Here is a 20,025-nt window from a genome sequence, read left to right as displayed (position 1 = left end):
GGTTCGTCGCTGTTATCAACACGCTTAAATGTCGATCAGCAGAGAAAAATAAACCAATGATTAGCCCGAGCTCAAAGGATTCCAATGGCCAATTGGCGCAGGGCTTCAAGCCTCGTCACGTAACAATGCTATCCATCGCCGGGATTATCGGCGCCGGTTTATTCGTTGGCTCAGGACACGCTATTGCAGCGGCTGGCCCGGCAGTCCTGCTGGCCTATCTGTTCTCCGGTCTGCTCGTCGTTCTGGTCATGCGCATGCTCGGCGAAATGGCGGTAGCCAACCCGGACACAGGCTCGTTCTCCACTTATGCCGACCAAGCGATAGGTCGCTGGGCTGGCTTCACTATCGGCTGGCTGTATTGGTGGTTCTGGGTGCTGGTGATCCCTATCGAAGCGTTGGCCGCAGGCCACGTGTTGAACCAGTGGTTCCCTCAGATTGATTCCTGGTTGTTCGCTTTGGTGTCGATCATTGCTTTAGTGATTACCAATCTGTTCAGTGTTTCCAAATACGGCGAATTCGAATTCTGGTTTGCCATGGCCAAGGTGGTGGCGATCATTGGTTTCATCGGCGTGGGTTTCGCCGTGTTGATGGGTTGGGTTCCCGACCGAGAGGTCAGCGGCTTGAGCGGCCTGATGGCCGAACACGGCGGGTTTGCCCCTAACGGCCTGTCGGCGGTGGTAGGTGCCTTCATCACGATCATGTTCAGTTTCATTGGGACCGAGGCGGTCACCATCGCTGCCGCCGAATCCAATAATCCGGCGCAGAACATTGCCAAGGCCACGCGTTCGGTAATCTGGCGCATCGGGGTGTTTTACCTGCTATCGATTTTCGTCGTCATCTCCGTGGTGCCCTGGAACGATCCACTGCTCGCCCAGGTAGGTTCCTACCAGCGCGCACTGGAAATCATGAACATTCCCCACGCCAAGTTCATGGTGGACGTGGTGGTCCTGATCGCCGTGGCCAGTTGCATGAACTCCTCGATCTACATTGCTTCGCGCATGCTGTATTCGCTGGGCCGCCGTGGAGACGCGCCGAAAGCGCTGAAGGCAACCTCCTCGGAAGGCGTGCCGCGTGCAGCAGTCATTGCCAGCACCCTGCTGGGCGCGTTGATCACTGTGTGGAGCTACTTCATGCCCGCCGGGCTGTTCAACTTTCTGCTCGCCAGCTCCGGTGCGATTGCCTTGCTGGTGTACCTGGCCATTGCGGTGTCGCAGCTGCGCATGCGCCGAATGTTGCGTCGGCAGAACATCGAGCTGACCTTTCGCATGTGGCTGTTTCCATGGCTGACCTGGCTGGTCATTGTGTTCATCTGCGCAGCGCTGGCTGTCATGATGATCACCCCGGAGCACCGCACCGAAGTCAGTTCAACCATCGGACTGGCGTTGGCGATTTCCCTTATCGGCCTGTTGACGTCGCGTCACCCCGCCCAGGCTGCGAGCGTGACCTCGGTGGGATAAACCACGCAGGTACATGCGCTAAAGGTAATACCGCCCACGCCGAGCGTGGCGGTATTACTCGTTCCAGCCGCTCAGACCGCAACCGATCCCTGCCAGGAAATGCCCCCGATGTCATCGAAGCCCACCGTGCCCGACGGTACGACTCAATCCGTCGGTTTTCTGCTGCTGGATCAATTCACCCTGATTTCCTTGGCATCCGCGGTCGAGCCATTGCGCATGGCCAATCAGTTGTCGGGGCGAGAGCTGTATCGCTGGCATACATTCAGCTCCGATGGAGCGCCTGTCTGGGCCAGTGACGGTGTGTCGATCACGCCAGATGCTTCATGGAACAATCCCTGTGTCGCGGACACGGTCATCGTGTGCGGTGGTATCGGCATCCAAAGCGTGATTACCCGCGAACACGTTACCTGGCTGCAAGCCTTGGCACGTCAATCCAGACGATTAGGTGGCGTGTGCACCGGAAGCTGGGCACTCGCAAAAGCCGGGCTTCTCGACGGCTACGAGTGCAGCGTGCATTGGGAATTTCTGGCCGCCATGCAGGAGGCTTTTCCACGCGTGAGCATCAGTGCAAGTCTCTTCACCCTGGACCGAAACCGGCTCACTAGCTCCGGGGGAACAGCGCCACTCGACATGATGCTGCACCTGATCGGTCGCGATCATGGTCGTGAATTGTCTGCAGCCATTTCCGAGATGTTTGTTTACGAGCGGATACGCGACGAACAAGACCACCAGCGCGTTCCGCTCAGGCATGTGCTGGGCACTCATCAACCCAAGCTGCAGGAGATCGTAGCGTTGATGGAAGCCAATCTCGAAGAGCCGATCGAGCTGGATAATCTTGCAGAATATGTGGCTTTGTCACGTCGACAGCTGGAACGGCTATTTCAGAAATACCTGCACTGTACGCCGTCACGCTACTACCTGAGGTTACGTCTTGTTCGGGCGCGGCAACTGCTCAAGCAAACATCGATGTCGATCATTGAGTTGGCGTATGTCTGCGGTTTCGTCTCCACGCCGCACTTTTCCAAGTGCTATCGCGAGTACTTTGGTGTGCCCCCCAGTGAAGAGCGTACCGCTAGCGACATGAGCCGCAAACCGCCATCACGGGAGACGATGCAGCCGTCATCGTCCAAACCACTGACCGCATTCGACCAGGCACGAAACGAATCCACCTTTGCCAGTGTTCGAATGATTGATCGTTCTCAATTGTCGCAATCATGCTGACTGGCCGCCCCTGTCGCGCCTCGGTCGACCGCCATGCTCAAAGCGCACTGAACCGCCCCGCCAATCCCCGCTCTGCAAACTGCTCAATAATGAAATCGACAAACGCCCGGGTCTTGCCCGGCAACAGTTTGTGCTCGGCGTAATAGATCGAGATATTGCCGTCATCGACATACCAGTCCGGCAAAACCCGCTGCAAGGTTCCGGCCTCCAGATAGCCCACGGCGAATGGCATGCTCACCAGCGCGATGCCGAGGCCTTGGGTCGCCGTGGCACAGGCGGCTTCCGAATCACTCATGGTCATGCGCGCCTTGAGGGTCAGCGGACTGTGTTGCTGAGTGCGGCTGGTCAATTGCCAGGAACGCACGCGCCCCGTCTGCGGCGAACGAATCAGAATGCCGTCGTGTTGCCCGAGATCGTCGGGTTCGACAATGGCTGCACGCTTGGCCAGGTAATCGGTGCTCGCCACCAACACCCGATGGGCCGGCGTCAGTTTGCGCGCCACCACGCCTTGAGGCAGTTCGAATCCGCCACCAATCGCCGCATCGAAACCCTGACCGATCAGATCCACCTGGCGGTTATCGAAATGCCAGTCAGGATTGATCGCCGGATAACGCCGCAAAAATTCCCCCAGCAACGGCACGATGTACAAACGTCCGAACACCGTGCCCATGCTGACCTTCAGCGTTCCGGCCGGACGTCCCTCGGCGCTGGCGAGGTTGGCCACCGCATTCTGGATGGTGTGCAGACTGGCGCTCACCTCACTCAGAAACAACTGACCGGCCTCGGTCAGCGTCAGGCTGCGGGTACTGCGTTGAAACAACCGCACGCCCAGCCGTGCTTCCAGCTTGGCCACGCTCTTGCCCACCGCCGCAGGCGTCAGGCTCAGGCGGCGCGCGGCTTCGGCGAAGCTGCCGACTTCGGCGCTGCGCACAAAGCATTCGATACTGCTGAAGGTTTCCATAGGCGCCACTATAAACTTTTGGTTTACACAGACTATCTCAATTGCGGTCTACTCAGAGGGTAATCCTCAATCGATACTAGGCTCCATCAACCCGGCATCTCGCCTGGGGACTTTGGAGAACGAAATGACTACGCAGAACCTCAGCGGCAAAGTGGCTTTGATCCAGGGCGGTTCCCGCGGCATCGGTGCCGCCATCGTCAAACGCCTGGCCGCGCAAGGCGCGACGGTAGCCTTCACCTATGTCAGTTCCACCGCCAAGGCTGAAGAACTACAAAATGGCATCATCGCGGACGGCGGCAAAGCACTCGCCATCAAGGCCGACAGCGCCGACGCCGAAGCCATTCGTAACGCCGTGAATGTGACGGTGGAAACTTTTGGTCGCCTGGATATCCTGGTCAACAACGCCGGCGTGCTGGCCGTGGCTCCATTGGAAGATTTCAAACTTGAAGATTTCGACCAGACCCTGGCCATCAACGTGCGCAGCGTGTTCATCGCCACTCAGGCCGCTGCCAGACACATGAGCGAAGGTGGTCGGATCATCAACATCGGCAGCACCAACGCCGATCGCATGCCCTTCGCCGGTGGCGGCCCGTATGCCATGAGCAAGTCGGCGTTGGTTGGCCTGACCAAAGGCCTGGCCCGTGACCTCGGCCCGAAAGGCATCACCGTCAACAACGTGCAACCAGGCCCGGTCGACACCGACATGAACCCGGCCAGCGGCGACTTCGCCGATAGCCTGATCCCGCTGATGGCGGTCGGTCGTTACGGCACGGTTGAAGAGATTGCCAGTTTCGTTGCCTACCTGGTGGGTCCTGAGGCGGGTTACATCACCGGCGCGAGCCTGACCATCGACGGTGGCTTTGGCGCGTGATGGTTTGAACAAGATGCAGATCCGGGAGCGGACCTTTCCGCTCCCACAGGGTCAACCTTTCAGGTGGCGATAACTCTGTACCGCAGCGCCGAACACCACCGCACCCGCCGCAATCGCCAGCCAGAACCCGCTTCTGGCGCCGAATGCATCGACCATCCAGCCCGAACCCGCCGCACCGATCGCCACGCCGATACTCAGCCCGGTGACCAGCCAGGTCAGGCCTTCGGTGAGCTTGGCCGGCGGCACGATCTGCTCCACCAGCGCCATGGCGACAATCAAGGTCGGGGCAAAAAACAGCCCGGCAACGAACACCGCCAATGACAAGCCGAGAATGTTTACCGCCAGCAACAGCGGCAACGTCGTCACCGCCGTGGCAACCCCGCCGTAAAGAAACAAACGCGGCAACGGCACTTTCGAACGCAACGCACCGAAGGCCAAACCAGCCATGCAGGAACCAATGGCGTACACCGACAGCACAATGCTCGCCGCCGCCGGTTGCCCCTGCTGTTGCGCGAAAGCCACGCTGACCACGTCCACCACGCCGACAATGGTGCCCATGGCGACCATCAACACCATCAGCAACTGGATTTCGGCGCTGCGGATGATCGACGCCGCATGATGTTTTTCATGGGGATGCACCGGCGGCTCAGTGCTGCGCTGCAATACAAATGCGGTGACGCCGATCGCCAGCATCAACAACGCGGCCAACGGCCCCGCCTCGGGAAACGCCACCACGCACAACCCCACCGACAACGGTGGCCCGACGATGAAGCAGACTTCGTCCAGCACCGACTCCAGGGCATAGGCGGTTTGCAGTTGCGGCTGACCGCGATACAACTCGGTCCAGCGCGCCCGCACCATCGCCGACATGCTCGGCATGCAGCCGGCTATCGCAGCGAACACAAACAAGGTCCAGTTCGGCGCCTGCAAGCGCGTACACAGCAACACCAGCAACAACGCCCCACCACCGATCAATGCCGACACCGGCAGAATCCGCCGCTGGCCAAAACGGTCCACCAGCCGCGATACCTGCGGCGCACAAAACGCCGTGGCCAACGCAAACGTCGCCGCCACCGCGCCGGCCAACCCGTAGCCACCCTGCAACTGCGAGAGCATGGTGATCAGGCCGATGCCCGTCATGGAAATCGGCATGCGCGCGATCATCCCGGCCAGCACGAAGGCCCGGGCGCCGGGGGCTTTGAACAATTCGCGATAGGGGTTGGCCATGGATGCAGCTCTCGTCAGTGGCCGTGCAAATTGCCATAAGGCGCAATGGCGCGAAAGCGTGGAATTGTTGGTTGAATGTGAAGCCCCTTTCACCAGCGCATTGGCCAGGATCGGGCCGCCCTTGCGGCACCCATCAAACTGAACTAGATTTTCCATCCACCACGCGTCACGTCTGAAGTTCACTAGCATTCTGGTCCGCAGTAACGTCCGGTAGCGAAGACACACAGGAGTCTTGCTATGGAAGAGTTACTGATTCTGGTCAGCCCAAAAGACCGCCAGACCGGCTTCGCCCCCAAGATGCAGGTCCATCAAAAAGGACTGCGTCACCGCGCCTTTTCCGTGTTTATTTTCGATCGCAACGCACGTCTGTTACTGCAACAGCGCGCACAGGGCAAATACCACTCGGCAGGCCTTTGGACCAACACCTGTTGTGGCCATCCGCGTCACGGTGAACGAACGCTTGCGGCAGCACAACGACGGTTGCATGAAGAAATGGGCCTGTCCTGCAAGCTGTTGAAGGTCTCGACGCTGCTCTATCACGAATCAGTCTCGAACCAGTTGATCGAGCACGAATACGACCATGTATTTGCTGGCATCTGCGATATCGATCCTGTTGCCAATCCTGAAGAAGCGCAGGATTGGCAATGGCTTGAGCTGTCGAAAATCCCCGATGTCCTCAACGCCACGCCGCAGATATTTACCGCGTGGTTTCACCGGATATTTGAACGGTTTGGCCTCGACGGCGTGCGACATTGGCAAGAGAGTGCCGTGAGCTTCACACCGAGCCGCCGGCCAAAGCCGCGCTGGCAGGTACCGCCGCTGTATTGCCCGATGCCTGTCAGAATCGATGAAGCACTCGCCGCAGAAGTCGATGAACGGCTTATGAGCTGGATCGAAAAAACCGGTATTTTCGCTGGCCAGCAGCACAAGATCCGTGCCTCAGGATTCGGCAGGTTCGCCATGTTGTGCCATACCGACACCGACGATCCGGATCGTCTGCTGCTATCGGCCCAATGCATCGCCGCATTATTTGCCGTCGATGACTATTACTGCGATGACGAAAGCACCGGGTCGGTACCGGCACTCGTTGGCTCGCGTTTATCCATTGCACTCGCTGCACTTGAACCTGCACACCTGACCGAAGGTTTTCGCACTGATCTGGAAAAGGCACTGGACAGCGATCCCGTGCTGGTAGGCCTGCGCGCATACATGGGGCGGGTCGGCGAATTCGCCACACCCGCGCAAATCGCCCGGGTCCGTCATGAAATCATCGCCATGTTCGTCACGATGACTGCCGAAGCTGCCTGGCGTATCAACGGCGTGACGCCTGCCCTCTGGGAATACCTGGCTCAGCGCCAGACCAACAGTTTTCTGCCCTGCATGTCGCTGATCGACATCATCGGTGGCTATGAGCTGCCGGCCAATGTTTATTGCGCTCCGGCCGTGCGGCGGGTCACGACGCTGGCCGCCAGCGCAACCATCATCGCCAACGATCTGTTTTCGGCGCCCAAGGAAAGCCTGGTTGAAGTAGGCGACTTCAATCTGCCGCGGCTGTTGATGGCGGAACAGGGCTGCTCAATCGAAAAAGCCATGCAGCTCAGCGCAACTATTCATGACGATGTGATGCGCCTGTATGAAAGCGCCGAACAAGCGCTGCTGACGGATCAAAACCCGCAACTGCAGCGTTATCTGGCAGGGGTGAAAAGTTGGGTGGCGGGCAGTCTGGAGTGGCATCGCCACAGTGGTCGATATCAGATCTGACGGGGACAGGCCTAGTGGCTTGGGTGAAGATGATTTCGGGCTCGGCATGAACTCTCACGGGTGCCCGCCAGTCAGCTGATTAAGTCCCAGGTTCCCGGAGTTTCGCGACAATGGCCGATCACCCCGAAAGCCAAAGCCCCATCGACGCCCACGGTATTATCGGCGACATGCGCAGTGCCGCATTGGTCAATGACAAGGGCAGCGTGGATTTTTTCTGCTGGCCGGAATTCGACAGCCCATCGATCTTCTGCGCCCTGCTGGACAGCCCCGAGGCCGGGATATTCCAGCTGTCCCCGGACTTGCCCGATGCCCGTCGCGAGCAAATCTACCTGCCGGACACCAACGTATTGCAAACCCGCTGGCTCAGCGATCGCGCCGTGGTCGAAGTCACCGACCTGCTGCCCATCGGTGACAGCGAGGACGACCTGCCGCTGCTCATGCGCCGGGTACGGGTGGTCAGCGGCAAGGCAACTTTTCATATGTGCTGCGCCGTGCGACACGACTATGCCCGCGCCACGACCCGTGCCCGTCTCGACAAAAAAACGGTGATTTTCGAAGCCACCGATCAACCTTCCCTGCGCCTCGCTGCGGATCAGGCGTTACACATAGCGGCCCATGCGGCCGTCGCCGAATTCACCCTCGAACAGGACCAGACCGCCGAATTCCTGCTCGGCGCCGTCGACGATCCGCGCTTCAAGGAAGGCGCTACGCAACTTTGCCTGCAACGTACCTTGAAGTTCTGGCGCGACTGGATCGGCCAGTCCAACTACCGCGGTCGCTGGCGGGAAATGGTCAACCGTTCAGCCCTGGCGATGAAGCTGCTGACCTCGCGCAAACATGGCGCCATCCTCGCCGCTGCAACCTTCGGCCTACCGGAAACCGCCGGCGGCGAACGCAACTGGGACTATCGCTACACCTGGATCCGTGATGCCTCCTTCACCGTGTATGCCTTCATGCGTTTGGGCTTCGTCGAAGAGGCCAACGCCTACATGCGCTGGTTGCGCGAACGGGTCAGCGACTGCCGCGGCCGGCCGATGAAACTCAATATTCTGTATGGCATCGATGGACGTCAGGAACTGCCGGAAATCGAACTCACGCACCTGTCCGGTCATGGCGGGGCGACACCGGTGCGCATCGGCAACCTGGCTTACGCCCAGGTACAACTCGACATCTTCGGCGAGCTGATGGATGCGGTGTACCTCGTCAACAAGTACGGCGAAGCCATTTCCCACGAAGGCTGGAAGCACGCTGTGGAAGTGGTCGATCAGGTTTGCGAAACATGGAACCAGGAAGACGTCGGCATCTGGGAAATGCGCGGCGAGCAACATCACTTTCTGCATTCGCGCCTGATGTGCTGGGTGGCGCTGGACCGGGCGATCCGTCTCGCCTCGAAACGTTCGCTGCCGGCCCCGTTCGCCCGTTGGGACCAAACGCGCCAAGCCATTTACGCCGACATCTGGGACAACTTCTGGAGCGAAGAGCACGGGCATTTCGTCCAGCACATCGGCGGCACCGGCCTCGACGGATCAATGCTGCTGATGCCGTTGGTGCGCTTTGTCAGTGCCAAGGACCCGCGCTGGCTGGCGACCCTCGACGCCATCGAAAAAAACCTGGTGCGCGACGGCATGGTTTACCGCTATCACAACGAACACACCCACATCGATGGCCTGCCGGGCACAGAAGGCGCGTTCGCTGCCTGTTCCTTTTGGTACGTTGAATGCCTGGCCCGCGCAGGGCGCTTGGAAAAGGCCCATCTGGAGTTCGAGCAACTGCTGCGTTATGCCAACCCGTTGGGACTGTACGCCGAAGAGTTCGACAGCCACGGGCGGCAAATGGGCAATACGCCGCAAGCGCTAACGCACCTGGCATTGATCAGCGCTGCGTGTTTTCTCGATCGAAAATTGAGTGGCGAGAAGAGTTTTTGGCAACCTTGAACGGGGTGTTGAACCGGCGGTCAATGGACGCTTCGCCTCAGGTTTGTCGAATGCCCATGCCCTACATTTTTTAAACGAAATCGCTGGAAATACCCTGTTGCCAGCCGCAACAACCCCACCTAACATTCCGAATCAGCGGGTACAGCGGAGCTGTCCAACATCCCCGAATTCAAGGAACCAGAATGTCCCAACGCATCCATCGCAGCATCGACCTGCCCCTTCGAACCGGCCTCAATCGCGACCAACTGTGGGACGCCTCCGACAAGGGCCTGATCAAATGCTGGGAAGTCGGCCGCCAGCGAGCCGCCCGCTTCCCCGACCTGGCCCAACAATGCCTCGCCGGCGAACTGCCGGTGCTGGGCTGGAAAGGTGGCGTCAGCCGCAGCCTGAAAAAACTCGAAAAATACGGTTCACTCAAATACCTCGCGCAGTGGCAGGGCTTGCGTGGGGAAGATCTGGATGTGGATTTGGGCGAAGAGCGGACGTTGACCTGCTCACGTACGAAAATGGTGGTGACGTTTACGCCGGATCGGGCGAAGTATTTCAATCAGGTGACGGAAGTGGAAACAGGCGACTAGACACTGACCGAGAACCGCTCACGATAAGCCTGCGGCGTAACCCCCATCGCCCGCAGAAAACTGCGGCGCAAGGTTTCTTCGCTGCCGAACCCGCATTGTGCGGCGACCCGTTTGACCGGTACGCCGGTATCGCTGAGCAATCGGCGCGCGGTTTCGACCCGGATCAGTTCAATGGCCCGGGCCGGGGTCTGGCCGGTCTCGGCGCGGTAATGACGGACGAAGCTGCGCTCGCTCATGCCCGCCTGGAGTGCCAGAGTGGGAATGCCAAGATCTTTGCCGAGGTTTTCGCTGATCCAGGCATGAAGTTCGTCGAATCGGCTGTCTTCTTTCTGCAGGGACAGGGTCACGCTGAATTGCGATTGGCCACCGGGGCGCTTGAGAAAGACCACCAATTGCCGGGCAACTTCCAGGGCCATGTTACGGCCCAGGTCGGCTTCCACCATTGCCAATGCCAGATCGATGCCGGCGGTCACCCCGGCCGAGGTCCAGACCGGGCCGTCGTTGATGAAAATCGGATTGGGCTCGACCCGCAATTGCGGATGCTGCTGCGCCAGCTGTTCGCATCGGGTCCAGTGGGTGACCACGCGACGGCCATCCAGCCAACCACTGGCCGCCAGCAGGAATGCCCCGGTGCACACCGAGGCCACTCGTCGGCAGCCTGCTGCATGCTCGCGTACCCAGGTCACCAAGGGCTGATCCTGCGCCGCTGCGTACACCCCCCAACCACCCGCGATGATCAAGGTGTCACTGCCCTGTCCCGGTAACGGCTCGGCCAACAATGCCAGCCCCGCCGAAGACATCACCGCCCCGCCGCCGCTGGCAATCACCGTCGGCGCATACGGTGCTGGCGAGCCTTGCTGACGGGCGATGTCGTTGGCCGAGGCAAACACCTGCAACGGTCCGGTGACATCGAGCAACTGCACATTGGCAAACGCGAGTACGTGAATGGTTTTCGGCATTTTGGCGTAATTCGTGGGGTGATTGGCGTATGCGCCAAATCCTAGGCGCCTACAGTGAAGTCGTCCAGCCACTTCAGGAGAAAAACACCATGACTTTGCAGATCGGTTTTCTGTTGTTTCCACAGGTGCAACAACTCGACCTCACCGGCCCTTACGACGTGCTGGCCTCGTTGCCGGACGTTAAAGTGCATCTGATCTGGAAGGACTTGATGCCCATCACCGCCAGCACCGGCCTGCTGCTGAAACCGACCGTCACCTTCGACGAATGCCCGGCGCTGGATGTTATCTGTGTCCCCGGTGGCAGCGGCGTCGGTCCGCTGATGGAAGATGAGCAAACGCTCGCCTTCATCAAGGCGCAGGCCGCAAATGCGCGTTATGTGACGTCGGTCTGCACGGGCGCACTGGTGCTCGGCGCGGCCGGTTTACTCAAAGGCAAACGCGCCACCACGCACTGGGCCTATCACGAATTGTTGACGCCGCTGGGGGCGATTGCGGTGAAGGACCGGGTGGTGCGAGATGGCAACCTGCTGACCGGTGGCGGTATCACCGCCGGCATCGATTTTGCCTTGACCCTGGCGGCAGAGCTGTTCGATCAGGACACCGCCGAGCTGGTGCAATTGCAACTGGAATATGCCCCGGCCCCGCCATTCGCAGCTGGGAGCCCGGAAGCTGCGCCAGCCGGTGTGCTGGAAGAAGCCCGAAAACGCGCAGCGGCCTCGTTGAAACTGCGCAGGGAGATCACCGAACGCGCAGCGGCGAAGCTCAATCGGCAATAAACAATGGCTGCGGGACGAATCATCCCGCAGCCAGACTTTTCTATCGCCCATAAAAAAACCCGCCGAAGCGGGTTCTTCCAAGACCATTACGACTCCCTGTCGTGAGCAATCCCTGCAAATGGCCGATCATCCATGATCCTGAGCACTCCTTGTGCTTCAGTGGATGGGGCCAGAATACGCATCGGATCCAATCCGCAATAGACGACATAGTTGTTACGGCGTGTAAGACATTCGCCATAGCACCCCTTCCGAAAACCCTTGGGGCCCTAAGGCATCACGCTTCGCAGCCGTAAATATTCGGGTTGAACGCATGGCCGTCAGTCACCTTCTCGCTCACGGGCCTTGGCGTTCTCGGCCAGAAACTGTTCGAGTCTGCTCAACTGCTCCTCCCAGCCACGGCTATCCATGTAATACGCCTCCTTCTGGCGTACGTCGGGAATGTGCGCGAACCCCGACTCGGAAACCTTGAGCAGCGTGCCGTCCTCAAAGTCTTGCAATTCGAATTTCACCAGCGTGGTGGGTTCCTGCGAGTAGTCGATCTTCGGATTCACCGCATAAGGATGCCAGCGGAAGGAAAACAATTGCTGCGGCTCGACCCGCTCGACCAGTACATTCCACAGCACATGCTCGTAACCGGGATACGTCACCTGCCCCTGCGTCCACTCGCCGGCAATGAAGCGCCTGCCTTCAAGCGCCACGCCGAACCATTGCCCGAACGCCTCGGCATCGACCAATGCGCGCCATACATGGGAGCGCGGCGATTTAAGCGTGATTTTGCGCTCAAAACTATTGGGTACTGGTTTCATACGTCACCTCCTGTTCTGAACAACAGTAGGCTTCTAAGACCACATGTCCAGCCTGAAAGTTGTATGCAAGCAGATCAACTGTCGTAATCGTGCACCTGACAGCGACGCAGGCTTCGCTACACTGCCCCCTACTTTCATCGCCACCGCGAGATTTTTTCCATGTTCGTACGCTTTTTCCTGGCGCTGACGCCCTTGATGTTCGCCACCCTGACCCATGCCGCCGTGAACTGCGACAACGCCACCGATCAGGCGACGATGAACCAGTGTGCGTCGCAGCAGCATGCGGCGGCTGACAAGGAGTTGAACGCGCTTTACCAGCAAATCACTGGCCGCCTGAAAGGCGACCCCGACCGCAAGAAACTGCTGTTGGGCGCGCAACGTTCGTGGATTGCGTTCCGCGATGCCGAGTGCAAGTTTTCGGCGTCTGGTGTGGAAGGCGGGAGTGTTTATCCGCTGATCTACAGCAACTGCGTGACGGAGTTGACCAAGGCGCGGGTCGAGACATTCAAGACCTACCTGAAGTGTCAGGAGGGGGATTTGGGGTGTCCGGTGCCGGGGGTTTGATTCTCTGTTGTTCTTGAGGGCCTCATCGCTGGCAAGCCAGCTCCCACAGTGGATTTGTGGTGTGGTCACAATCGTGTGAACACCGCTGAACCCTGTGGGAGCGGGCTTGCCTGCGATGGCGCCAGATCAGGCAGCGCAATTACCGGACAAAAATCTGCGCCGTGGTAATCGCCATATCCCCACCCGGCAACTTGATGCTTCCCGTCTGTTTCAGGCTGTCGGCATCGAAGATCGCCACATCGTTGAAGGTCCCTGCCAGGTAAATCTTGCTGCCATCCTTGTTGAAGGAAATGCAGTAGTAGGAGTGATCGAGCGTCGCCGCCTGGAGCATTTTCTTCTCCTTGATGTCGTACTTGGCCAGGCGATTGAGCACGCCGAACATCAGGTTCGGGTCTTTCGGCGAGCGCATGCCGCTGAAATAGATTTCGGTCAATGGCCCGAAGTCGGTGGTTTCGGTCTTGCCGGTTTTCAGGTCGACGCTGAACAGGCCATACAGGTATTCGGCGGTGGCCGGGTCCTGCTTCTTGTCCTTGAACTTTGCGGCGGTGTACAGCAGCGAAAAATCATGCCGGTAGGTCTGCTGGTTCCACACGTAGAGCACGTCCGGCGCGCTGTAGTTCGCGCGTTTCCAGTGACGACTCGGGATCAGCACGTCGAACTTGCCGGTTTGCACATTGACCTTGTAGACGTCCGCCCCCGCCACATACAGCGTGCCGTCATCACCGCTCTGCATGATGGTCAGCTGCCGCGGCGCCGGGAAACTGCGCACAGGCTTGGCGTCCATGCCGCCGTCGGTCTTGTACACATCGAGCCGAGGCTGCTGCACTTCGTAGCGGTCGTTCATCCTCAGCGTCGGGTTGGCAACGGTGTACAGCTCTTTCCCGTCGTGGCTGACCGTGAAAGCGAACATCGACTTGGCTTTCTCGCCCGGCTTCTGGGTGATGCTGGCGTGGAACACCTGTTTGCAGCTGTCCAGCTCAACGCCGTAGACATCCGCGTAATGATTGTTCAGCACGTAGGCGATCTTGCGATCCGGCGACAACTGCACGGTGCCGGGTCCGAAGGCGTCAGGCATCTTGCAGGTCTTGAACAGTGTGTCGGTAGCCAGGTCAATCACGTGCAGGTTGTTGGGGTAGTTGGTGGTCAACATATACTCGTGACCGTCTTGCAACGCGGCATTTTCCTCGGCCAGAACATTGACCGAAAGGCTGCTCATAACGGCGAACGCGGCCAGGCCGCAGGCTTTGATATTACGCATGCTGGAATCCTTCTGATGTCCGATCACTTGTCTTTCGGAAAGACAGTGCCGAGGTTGCGCCAGTTGTCGTTGGACGCTTGGGCATCCTTGTTCCAGTCCGGGTAAGTGCTCATCATGTCCGGCACCTGCGCCGGCCACCAGCATGGGTCGGAGCAGCCATAAAGGTCTGCCTCCATCGGCTGGCACAGCGACGACACACCGCCGAACGCATCGATTTCCCAACCTGGGTCAGTGGTCGAAGCGCAGCCCGCCACGGAGCTCATCGCCACCACTTCTTCGATGCGGTTTTCATCCGCGGCCTGATCCAGCTTCAACGCTTTGTTATTGATTGCCTTGAGATGTTTCATATCAGTGAGCCTTGCGCGGAGTGATGTAGCTGCTGATGAACGCAGGGTTGTGAGCCATGATCCGGGTGTAGACCTCGATGCCGAAGTCGACCCAGTCACGCATCAGTTCGCAATAGTGATAGGTCGGGTGAGTCGGATCGCCGTAACGGGCGTAGCTCTCGTGGTAGCAACCGCCGGAGCACAGATTGCGAATCTGGCAGTCTTCGCAGCCGGTGTTGGTACGGTCCAGGCGTTGCGACAGGAAGTCGTTCAACTCCACCTGCTTCACGCCGCTGTGGACGTTGCCGAAGGTCGGCAGGCTCGAACCGGTAAAGCGGTGGCACAGGTTCAGCTCACCCTTGTGATCGACCGCCAGCATCTTCAGGCCCGCGCCGCATGGCAGGGCTTTTTTGTGGCCTTCATGGATGTCGGTGATCAGTTGGTGCAGGTTGGAGAAGCCGATGTTGCGGTGCTCAAGCGCCGCTTCCAGATAACGCCGACCGAGCTTCTTCATGTTGGCGAAGACTTCGATCAGTTCATCGCTGGTCAGGTTGAACGTACTGATGTCGCCTGAGGTGACCGGGGCAAAACCAACCTCGGCAAAACCCAGTTCATTGAACAGGTGATCCCAGATGGTTTCGACGTCGGTGACGCCCGTGGTCAAGGTCACGCGCGCCCCCACCGGACGGCTGTTGTAGCGCGACAGCAGCATCTCGGCCTTGCGCCGCACCACATCATAAGTGCCCTGCCCGCCAACGGTAATGCGATTGCGGTCGTGTACGGTTTTCGGCCCGTCGATGCTGACCGACAGACCGAACCGGTGCGCATTCAGATAGTCGACGGTCTCTTCGGTGAGCAGCGTGGCGTTGGTGGTCATCACGAACTCGACGAACTTGCCGGCCTCGGCAAATCGTTTCTCACAATAATCGACCATGTACTCGATCAGCTTGCGATTGCTCAGCGGTTCGCCGCCGAAGAAGACTACGGTGAAACGCTCTTCGTCCGGCGATTCGCGCAGCAGCATTTCCACCGAGGCAATCGCGGTTTCGACGTCCATTTTCTTGCCGGCTGACGGCTTGTCGAGATCTTCCTTGTAGCAGTAGGTGCAACTCAGGTTGCAGCCGGTGTTGACGTTGAGCACCACGGTATTGATCGCCGTGCGCTCGACGCGTTTGGTGGCGATGTCCGGGGTCAGCGGTGAGCCGTCGCTGACCAGTTCCAGGGCCATCAGCTCGCGCAGGGTTTCGGTGATTTCTTCACCGTTGAAGCGCGCAGCCAGACGCTGGATCAGGTCGTCCGAAGAACACCCCGGTCCACGCAAAGTATCGATGATGGTGCCTGTCAGTTCATCGCTGGCGAACAGCGAACTGCTGGGAATATGAAACAGCATGCGGTCGGCATCGACGTGCACTTCGTGCAGATTACGCTCGACCAGATTCAAGATAGCGCCCATTGCAACCTCCTGTGCAGGCCCCGGGGTACGGGGCTTGCGGTCATTCCGAAAAGTGTCTGTAAACGCTTGCGTTCAGTCAGCTCAAGGAATGGGTGGATTGTTCCAGCGTTGCACGGTGACGATCATGTGGCCTTCGCCGGTCAGGGATTTCCCTGCGTCATCGACGGCGGCGATCACCTTGAGGTTGCCGGCATTGTTGGTGGACATTTTGCGCGCAGGGTTCGGCCCGGCGTCGCCCGGTGTGAATACGCCAGTGTCGGCCTGCATGGTGCCGGCGAACTTGACGTCTTCGTCTTCCTTGGCGCGATCGTCGAAGGCCTCGACCTTCCACTGCGCCGGGAACACGCCGATGCGATATGGCTTGCCGTCAGTGCCCTTGCCCCAGGCTTCAGCATCGAAACGGCCCTGGACTTTCGGCGTCGAACCACCGCCATCACCGATCCGCGCCACCGAGAATTCCGGTATGACCTTGACCTGATCGATCTTGCTGTAGACCGACAGGCTCGGGCCTTTCAACGTGCCGACGGTGACCACGCGCAGGCCTGGCTGGGCGTTGGCGCCAGCCTTGAGTTTGACCCTGATTCGCTCAGGGCTTTGCTCGACGACCTGCACCACTTCCACACCCTTGCCGAAGTTCGGCTTGCCGCTCAGGCCGCTGCCGATCAGGGTGATCTCGGTTTCACTACCGGCCTTCACATAGCCAGGTTGCACCGCCAGGAGACGCTGCGAACCCTGTTTCGCAGCGACGAAGTCCAGACCACGCTCATCGTGCTCGGCCTCGAACATCCGGCCCTGCATGGCATTGCCTTGGGCGGCGAATACCTGGCGCATGGTCACGCCGTCGATGCTGACATTGCCGCGCCATTCATAGCCGGTGTAGAGAATCGCACTGCCGTCGCCATTGAACGGCGTGCCGTCGGCGTACTGCCCTTTGACGCTGACCTTGAAGGTGTCGCTGCCGTCAGCAGTCACGCTCATGACACCGGCCAGCTCGCCTTTGCCCGGCAAGTGGCCGCTGAAGCTCCAGTCGCCTGCCAGCGCCTCGCTCTTCGGCGCGCTGCTCTGCCATTTTTTCCAGGCCGGGTTGTCCAGCGGATAACGCTTGGCCAACAACGGCACCATTTCTTTGCGGGCGAGATCGAACCAGTCGCGGTCGCGGGACAGCGCCTGATATTCCAGGGACGGCCATTGGCCAAGGTGGAAGTTCACCAATCGCTCCCATTCCTGGGCCGGACGTCGCTGCAGCGCGACCCGCGCACCGGAGTGGCAGCGGCCGCACATTTGGCTGGTCTGATCGTCGAACTGCTCGACGGTGTTGAGCCGGCGCTCCATGGCATAACGCACGCCGTCGGTTTCGCTCGGCGCCAGCCCCTGAGTGTCGGCAAGGTACTTGACCAGCGTGCGGCGATCTTCATCGCTGATCTGCAAACCGTGCATGGTCTGCATGCGGGCGATGCTCATCAGCCAGCCTTCCGGTGTCTTGCGCTGGTGGCTGATACGGCTCAGGGCGTTATTGGCTTCAGGGGTGTGACAGCCCTGACACGTTTCCTTGAGGATGGTCTGGGCGTCGCGGGCTGCCAGGCTGTAGGGCGAATGCAGGGCTATGCAAGCGGCCACGGCCAGCAGGCCGGCGCTCATGCCTGATCGGAGTCTTCTCTTCATCAACGTCTAACCTCGCACGGTGCTTTCTTATTTTTGTGGCTTATCGTTTTTTATGGTTTCTGCCGTCGGCGGCGAGCCGCTGACGGAGGCAAGAGAAACGTCTGCGATGAGCAATACACGGAGCGTGCCAGCTTATGAATATCTATTTGAATCAATGACTTGACATAATCCACCTGGATTTTCGACGGGCATATCAACGGCGGGCACGTTCTATTTCGCGACAGCTGTTGCAACCTGAGACAAGCATAGCTGCAGCCTTTGTAGGAGCGAGCCGGCTTGCGATGGACGTACGATAACGTTGGGTGTCTGGCTGCACTGGTTGCCTGGACGTTTTTCGCGAGCAGGCTCGCTTCTACAGAGGAGATGAGATTCTCAGTTCGTCGCAATTTGCGACGTTTATCGATCACGGGATGATCCGCAGAGAATCTGTGACGCCCCGACAAACAGGGCCTTCGGGCCAAAAAATCACAACTGGCACAGCCATTGCGAAAGACCTCGTCACAACGAACAAGACGAGGTTTCATCATGTCGCTTCCAAACCTGCTTCCAGCCACTTCGGCATTCATCCAGCGTGCCCCGCGCATGCTCATCGGCAGTGACTGGGTCGCAGCCGCCGACGGCCAGACCATGCCGTTGCACAACCCGGCCACCGGCGAGGTGCTGTGCGTGGTGCCGCGAGCCACCGCGGACGATGTCGACCGCGCCGTACTCACCGCCCGCCAGGCATTCGATGATTCCGCCTGGACCCGCACCCGCCCCCGTGAGCGACAGAACCTGCTATGGAAACTCGCCGACCTGATGCAGCGCGACGCCGAACTGCTGGCGCAGCTGGAATGCCTGAACAACGGCAAAAGCGCCGCCGTCGCCCAAGTGATGGACGTGCAACTGGCCATCGACTTCCTGCGCTACATGGCCGGTTGGGCGACCAAGATCGAAGGCTCGACAGTCGACGTGTCGGCACCGTTGATGCCCAACGACCAGTTTCACAGTTTCATCCGTCGTGAAGCGGTGGGCGTGGTCGGTGCCATCGTCGCCTGGAATTTCCCGCTGCTGCTGGCCTGCTGGAAACTCGGCCCGGCCCTGGCCACCGGTTGCACCGTGGTGCTCAAACCTGCGGATGAAACCCCACTGACCGCACTGAAACTCGCCGAACTGGTGTTGGAAGCGGGCTATCCGGAAGGCGTGTTCAACGTCGTCACCGGCACCGGCATCACCGCAGGTTCCGCCCTGACCCATAACCCGCTGGTGGACAAACTGACCTTCACCGGCTCGACCGCCGTGGGCAAGCAGATTGGCAAGATCGCCATGGACTCCATGACCCGGGTGACGCTGGAACTGGGCGGAAAATCACCGACCATCGTCATGGCCGACGCCGACCTGAAAACCGCCGCAGCCGGTGCTGCCAGCGCAATTTTCTTCAATCAGGGACAGGTCTGCTGCGCTGGCTCGCGCCTGTATGTGCAGCGCAAGCATTTCGACAATGTGGTGGCCGACATCGCCGGTATCGCCAATGCCATGAAGCTCGGCAATGGCCTGGACCCGAGCGTTGAGATGGGGCCGCTGATTTCGGCACGTCAACAGGAGCGCGTCTACGGCTATATCGAAAAAGGCCGGGAAAGCGGCGCCACCATCGCCTGCGGTGGTGAGCAATTCGGGCCGGGCTTTTTCGTCAAACCGACGGTGATTGTCGACGTCGATCAGAAGCACTCGTTGGTGCAGGAAGAAATCTTCGGCCCGGTACTGGTGGCGATTCCCTTCGACGACGAAGCCGATGCACTGCGCATGGCCAATGACAGCCCTTATGGACTGGGCGCAAGCATCTGGTCCAATGATCTGGCAGCGGTGCACCGGATGATTCCGCGGATCAAGTCCGGTTCAGTGTGGGTCAACTGCCACAGCGCCCTGGACCCGGCACTGCCGTTTGGTGGCTACAAAATGTCGGGGGTCGGGCGTGAGATGGGGTATGCGGCGATTGAGCATTACACCGAGCTGAAGTCGGTGTTGATCAAATTGTAATTTGTGGCACCCGTGACCCACTGATCGTTCCCACGCTCTGCGTGAAAATGCATCCCGTGACGCTCTGCGTCACCTTCTGAAGTGGAACGCGGAGCGTCCCTGGCGGCGTTCCCACGCAGAGCGTGGGAACGATCAAACTCAAGGTTTGTACCCTTGAGTCAACAGCCACCCCCGAACCACCCGCCCCTGCTCCAC

General features: G+C 59.5%; 17 protein-coding genes. 9 read left to right on the top strand and 8 right to left on the bottom strand.

Annotated elements, in window-relative coordinates; genetic code table 11:
* Positions 1-56: 56 nt before the first annotated feature.
* Together gabP and D8U69_RS02830 are read left to right on the top strand one after the other, a co-directional pair.
* Positions 57-1,457, top strand: coding sequence for a GABA permease (gabP, locus tag D8U69_RS02835; protein WP_130906129.1), 1,401 nt, complete (start codon positions 57-59; stop codon positions 1,455-1,457).
* 108 nt (positions 1,458-1,565) lie between these two features.
* A complete protein-coding gene (locus tag D8U69_RS02830; RefSeq protein ID WP_130906128.1) occupies positions 1,566-2,678 on the top strand; it encodes a GlxA family transcriptional regulator in 1,113 nt (370 codons plus the stop codon).
* 37 nt (positions 2,679-2,715) lie between these two features.
* On the opposite strand, the gene D8U69_RS02825 is transcribed toward D8U69_RS02830, so the two are convergent.
* The gene (locus tag D8U69_RS02825) at positions 2,716-3,639 is read right to left on the bottom strand and encodes a LysR family transcriptional regulator (protein WP_130906650.1); all 924 of its coding nucleotides are present in this window, start codon (positions 3,637-3,639) and stop codon (positions 2,716-2,718) included.
* A 124-nt stretch (positions 3,640-3,763) separates the two neighbouring features.
* Here D8U69_RS02825 and D8U69_RS02820 point away from each other — a divergent pair, with 124 nt between their 5' ends.
* Positions 3,764-4,510, top strand: coding sequence for a 3-oxoacyl-ACP reductase family protein (locus D8U69_RS02820; RefSeq protein ID WP_056856940.1), 747 nt, complete (start codon positions 3,764-3,766; stop codon positions 4,508-4,510).
* Positions 4,511-4,561: 51 nt separating this feature from the next.
* Here the strand turns inward: D8U69_RS02820 and D8U69_RS02815 are convergent, their stop codons facing one another.
* Complete coding sequence (locus D8U69_RS02815; RefSeq protein WP_130906649.1) at positions 4,562-5,737, bottom strand: MFS transporter; 1,176 nt, start codon at positions 5,735-5,737, stop codon at positions 4,562-4,564.
* Positions 5,738-5,974: 237 nt separating this feature from the next.
* On the opposite strand from D8U69_RS02815, the gene D8U69_RS02810 reads away from it, so the two are divergent.
* The 3 genes from D8U69_RS02810 (at position 5,975) to D8U69_RS02800 (ending at position 10,010) form a co-directional block, all read left to right on the top strand.
* Entirely contained in the window at positions 5,975-7,498 is a 1,524-nt protein-coding gene (locus D8U69_RS02810; RefSeq protein ID WP_130906648.1) for a family 2 encapsulin nanocompartment cargo protein terpene cyclase, read from the top strand.
* A 110-nt stretch (positions 7,499-7,608) separates the two neighbouring features.
* Positions 7,609-9,432: a glycoside hydrolase family 15 protein gene (locus D8U69_RS02805; RefSeq protein ID WP_130906647.1), complete on the top strand. Its 1,824-nt coding sequence runs from the start codon at positions 7,609-7,611 to the stop codon at positions 9,430-9,432.
* A gap of 182 nt (positions 9,433-9,614) precedes the next feature.
* The gene (locus D8U69_RS02800) at positions 9,615-10,010 is read left to right on the top strand and encodes a hypothetical protein (protein ID WP_056856936.1); all 396 of its coding nucleotides are present in this window, start codon (positions 9,615-9,617) and stop codon (positions 10,008-10,010) included.
* Here D8U69_RS02800 and D8U69_RS02795 read toward each other — a convergent pair.
* Positions 10,007-10,969, bottom strand: a complete 963-nt coding sequence (locus tag D8U69_RS02795; protein ID WP_130906646.1) for a GlxA family transcriptional regulator — start codon at positions 10,967-10,969, stop codon at positions 10,007-10,009. The two genes, D8U69_RS02800 and D8U69_RS02795, sit on opposite strands and share 4 nt — an antisense overlap.
* A gap of 89 nt (positions 10,970-11,058) precedes the next feature.
* Here D8U69_RS02795 and inhA point away from each other — a divergent pair, with 89 nt between their 5' ends.
* Positions 11,059-11,745: an isonitrile hydratase gene (inhA, locus tag D8U69_RS02790; RefSeq protein ID WP_130906170.1), complete on the top strand. Its 687-nt coding sequence runs from the start codon at positions 11,059-11,061 to the stop codon at positions 11,743-11,745.
* A 317-nt stretch (positions 11,746-12,062) separates the two neighbouring features.
* On the opposite strand, the gene D8U69_RS02785 is transcribed toward inhA, so the two are convergent.
* Positions 12,063-12,551: an SRPBCC family protein gene (locus tag D8U69_RS02785; RefSeq protein WP_056856933.1), complete on the bottom strand. Its 489-nt coding sequence runs from the start codon at positions 12,549-12,551 to the stop codon at positions 12,063-12,065.
* A 159-nt stretch (positions 12,552-12,710) separates the two neighbouring features.
* Here D8U69_RS02785 and D8U69_RS02780 point away from each other — a divergent pair, with 159 nt between their 5' ends.
* Complete coding sequence (locus D8U69_RS02780) at positions 12,711-13,115, top strand: lysozyme inhibitor LprI family protein (RefSeq protein ID WP_130906122.1); 405 nt, start codon at positions 12,711-12,713, stop codon at positions 13,113-13,115.
* Between the two features lie 139 nt (positions 13,116-13,254).
* Here the strand turns inward: D8U69_RS02780 and peaD are convergent, their stop codons facing one another.
* The 4 genes from peaD to peaA all read right to left on the bottom strand — a co-directional run bounded on the left by peaD (position 13,255) and on the right by peaA (position 17,814).
* The gene (peaD, locus tag D8U69_RS02775) at positions 13,255-14,373 is read right to left on the bottom strand and encodes a quinohemoprotein amine dehydrogenase subunit beta (RefSeq protein WP_130906645.1); all 1,119 of its coding nucleotides are present in this window, start codon (positions 14,371-14,373) and stop codon (positions 13,255-13,257) included.
* Positions 14,374-14,396: 23 nt separating this feature from the next.
* A complete protein-coding gene (qhpC, locus tag D8U69_RS02770) occupies positions 14,397-14,720 on the bottom strand; it encodes a quinohemoprotein amine dehydrogenase subunit gamma (RefSeq protein ID WP_008016081.1) in 324 nt (107 codons plus the stop codon).
* 1 nt (position 14,721) lies between these two features.
* Positions 14,722-16,152, bottom strand: coding sequence for a quinohemoprotein amine dehydrogenase maturation protein (gene peaB / locus D8U69_RS02765; protein ID WP_056856930.1), 1,431 nt, complete (start codon positions 16,150-16,152; stop codon positions 14,722-14,724).
* An 81-nt stretch (positions 16,153-16,233) separates the two neighbouring features.
* Positions 16,234-17,814, bottom strand: coding sequence for a quinohemoprotein amine dehydrogenase subunit alpha (gene peaA, locus D8U69_RS02760; protein ID WP_130906644.1), 1,581 nt, complete (start codon positions 17,812-17,814; stop codon positions 16,234-16,236).
* A gap of 525 nt (positions 17,815-18,339) precedes the next feature.
* On the opposite strand from peaA, the gene D8U69_RS02755 reads away from it, so the two are divergent.
* Positions 18,340-19,830, top strand: coding sequence for an aldehyde dehydrogenase family protein (locus D8U69_RS02755; RefSeq protein ID WP_130906643.1), 1,491 nt, complete (start codon positions 18,340-18,342; stop codon positions 19,828-19,830).
* Positions 19,831-20,025 lie beyond the last annotated feature (195 nt).

The organism is Pseudomonas sp. Sample_16 (assembly GCF_004307665.1).
Classification (GTDB): domain Bacteria; phylum Pseudomonadota; class Gammaproteobacteria; order Pseudomonadales; family Pseudomonadaceae; genus Aquipseudomonas.
This window is presented reverse-complemented; position numbering and strand designations above follow the sequence as displayed.

Coding starts and splice junctions, on each gene's coding strand:
- D8U69_RS02810 (WP_130906648.1), top strand. CDS start 5,975: ATGGAAGAGTTACTGATTCTGGTCAGCCCAAAAGACCGCCAGACCGGC.
- peaB (WP_056856930.1), bottom strand. CDS start 16,152: ATGGGCGCTATCTTGAATCTGGTCGAGCGTAATCTGCACGAAGTGCAC.
- D8U69_RS02815 (WP_130906649.1), bottom strand. CDS start 5,737: ATGGCCAACCCCTATCGCGAATTGTTCAAAGCCCCCGGCGCCCGGGCC.
- D8U69_RS02755 (WP_130906643.1), top strand. CDS start 18,340: ATGTCGCTTCCAAACCTGCTTCCAGCCACTTCGGCATTCATCCAGCGT.
- D8U69_RS02820 (WP_056856940.1), top strand. CDS start 3,764: ATGACTACGCAGAACCTCAGCGGCAAAGTGGCTTTGATCCAGGGCGGT.
- D8U69_RS02800 (WP_056856936.1), top strand. CDS start 9,615: ATGTCCCAACGCATCCATCGCAGCATCGACCTGCCCCTTCGAACCGGC.
- inhA (WP_130906170.1), top strand. CDS start 11,059: ATGACTTTGCAGATCGGTTTTCTGTTGTTTCCACAGGTGCAACAACTC.
- D8U69_RS02780 (WP_130906122.1), top strand. CDS start 12,711: ATGTTCGTACGCTTTTTCCTGGCGCTGACGCCCTTGATGTTCGCCACC.
- D8U69_RS02825 (WP_130906650.1), bottom strand. CDS start 3,639: ATGGAAACCTTCAGCAGTATCGAATGCTTTGTGCGCAGCGCCGAAGTC.
- D8U69_RS02805 (WP_130906647.1), top strand. CDS start 7,609: ATGGCCGATCACCCCGAAAGCCAAAGCCCCATCGACGCCCACGGTATT.
- D8U69_RS02795 (WP_130906646.1), bottom strand. CDS start 10,969: ATGCCGAAAACCATTCACGTACTCGCGTTTGCCAATGTGCAGTTGCTC.
- gabP (WP_130906129.1), top strand. CDS start 57: ATGATTAGCCCGAGCTCAAAGGATTCCAATGGCCAATTGGCGCAGGGC.
- peaD (WP_130906645.1), bottom strand. CDS start 14,373: ATGCGTAATATCAAAGCCTGCGGCCTGGCCGCGTTCGCCGTTATGAGC.
- D8U69_RS02830 (WP_130906128.1), top strand. CDS start 1,566: ATGTCATCGAAGCCCACCGTGCCCGACGGTACGACTCAATCCGTCGGT.
- D8U69_RS02785 (WP_056856933.1), bottom strand. CDS start 12,551: ATGAAACCAGTACCCAATAGTTTTGAGCGCAAAATCACGCTTAAATCG.
- qhpC (WP_008016081.1), bottom strand. CDS start 14,720: ATGAAACATCTCAAGGCAATCAATAACAAAGCGTTGAAGCTGGATCAG.
- peaA (WP_130906644.1), bottom strand. CDS start 17,814: ATGAAGAGAAGACTCCGATCAGGCATGAGCGCCGGCCTGCTGGCCGTG.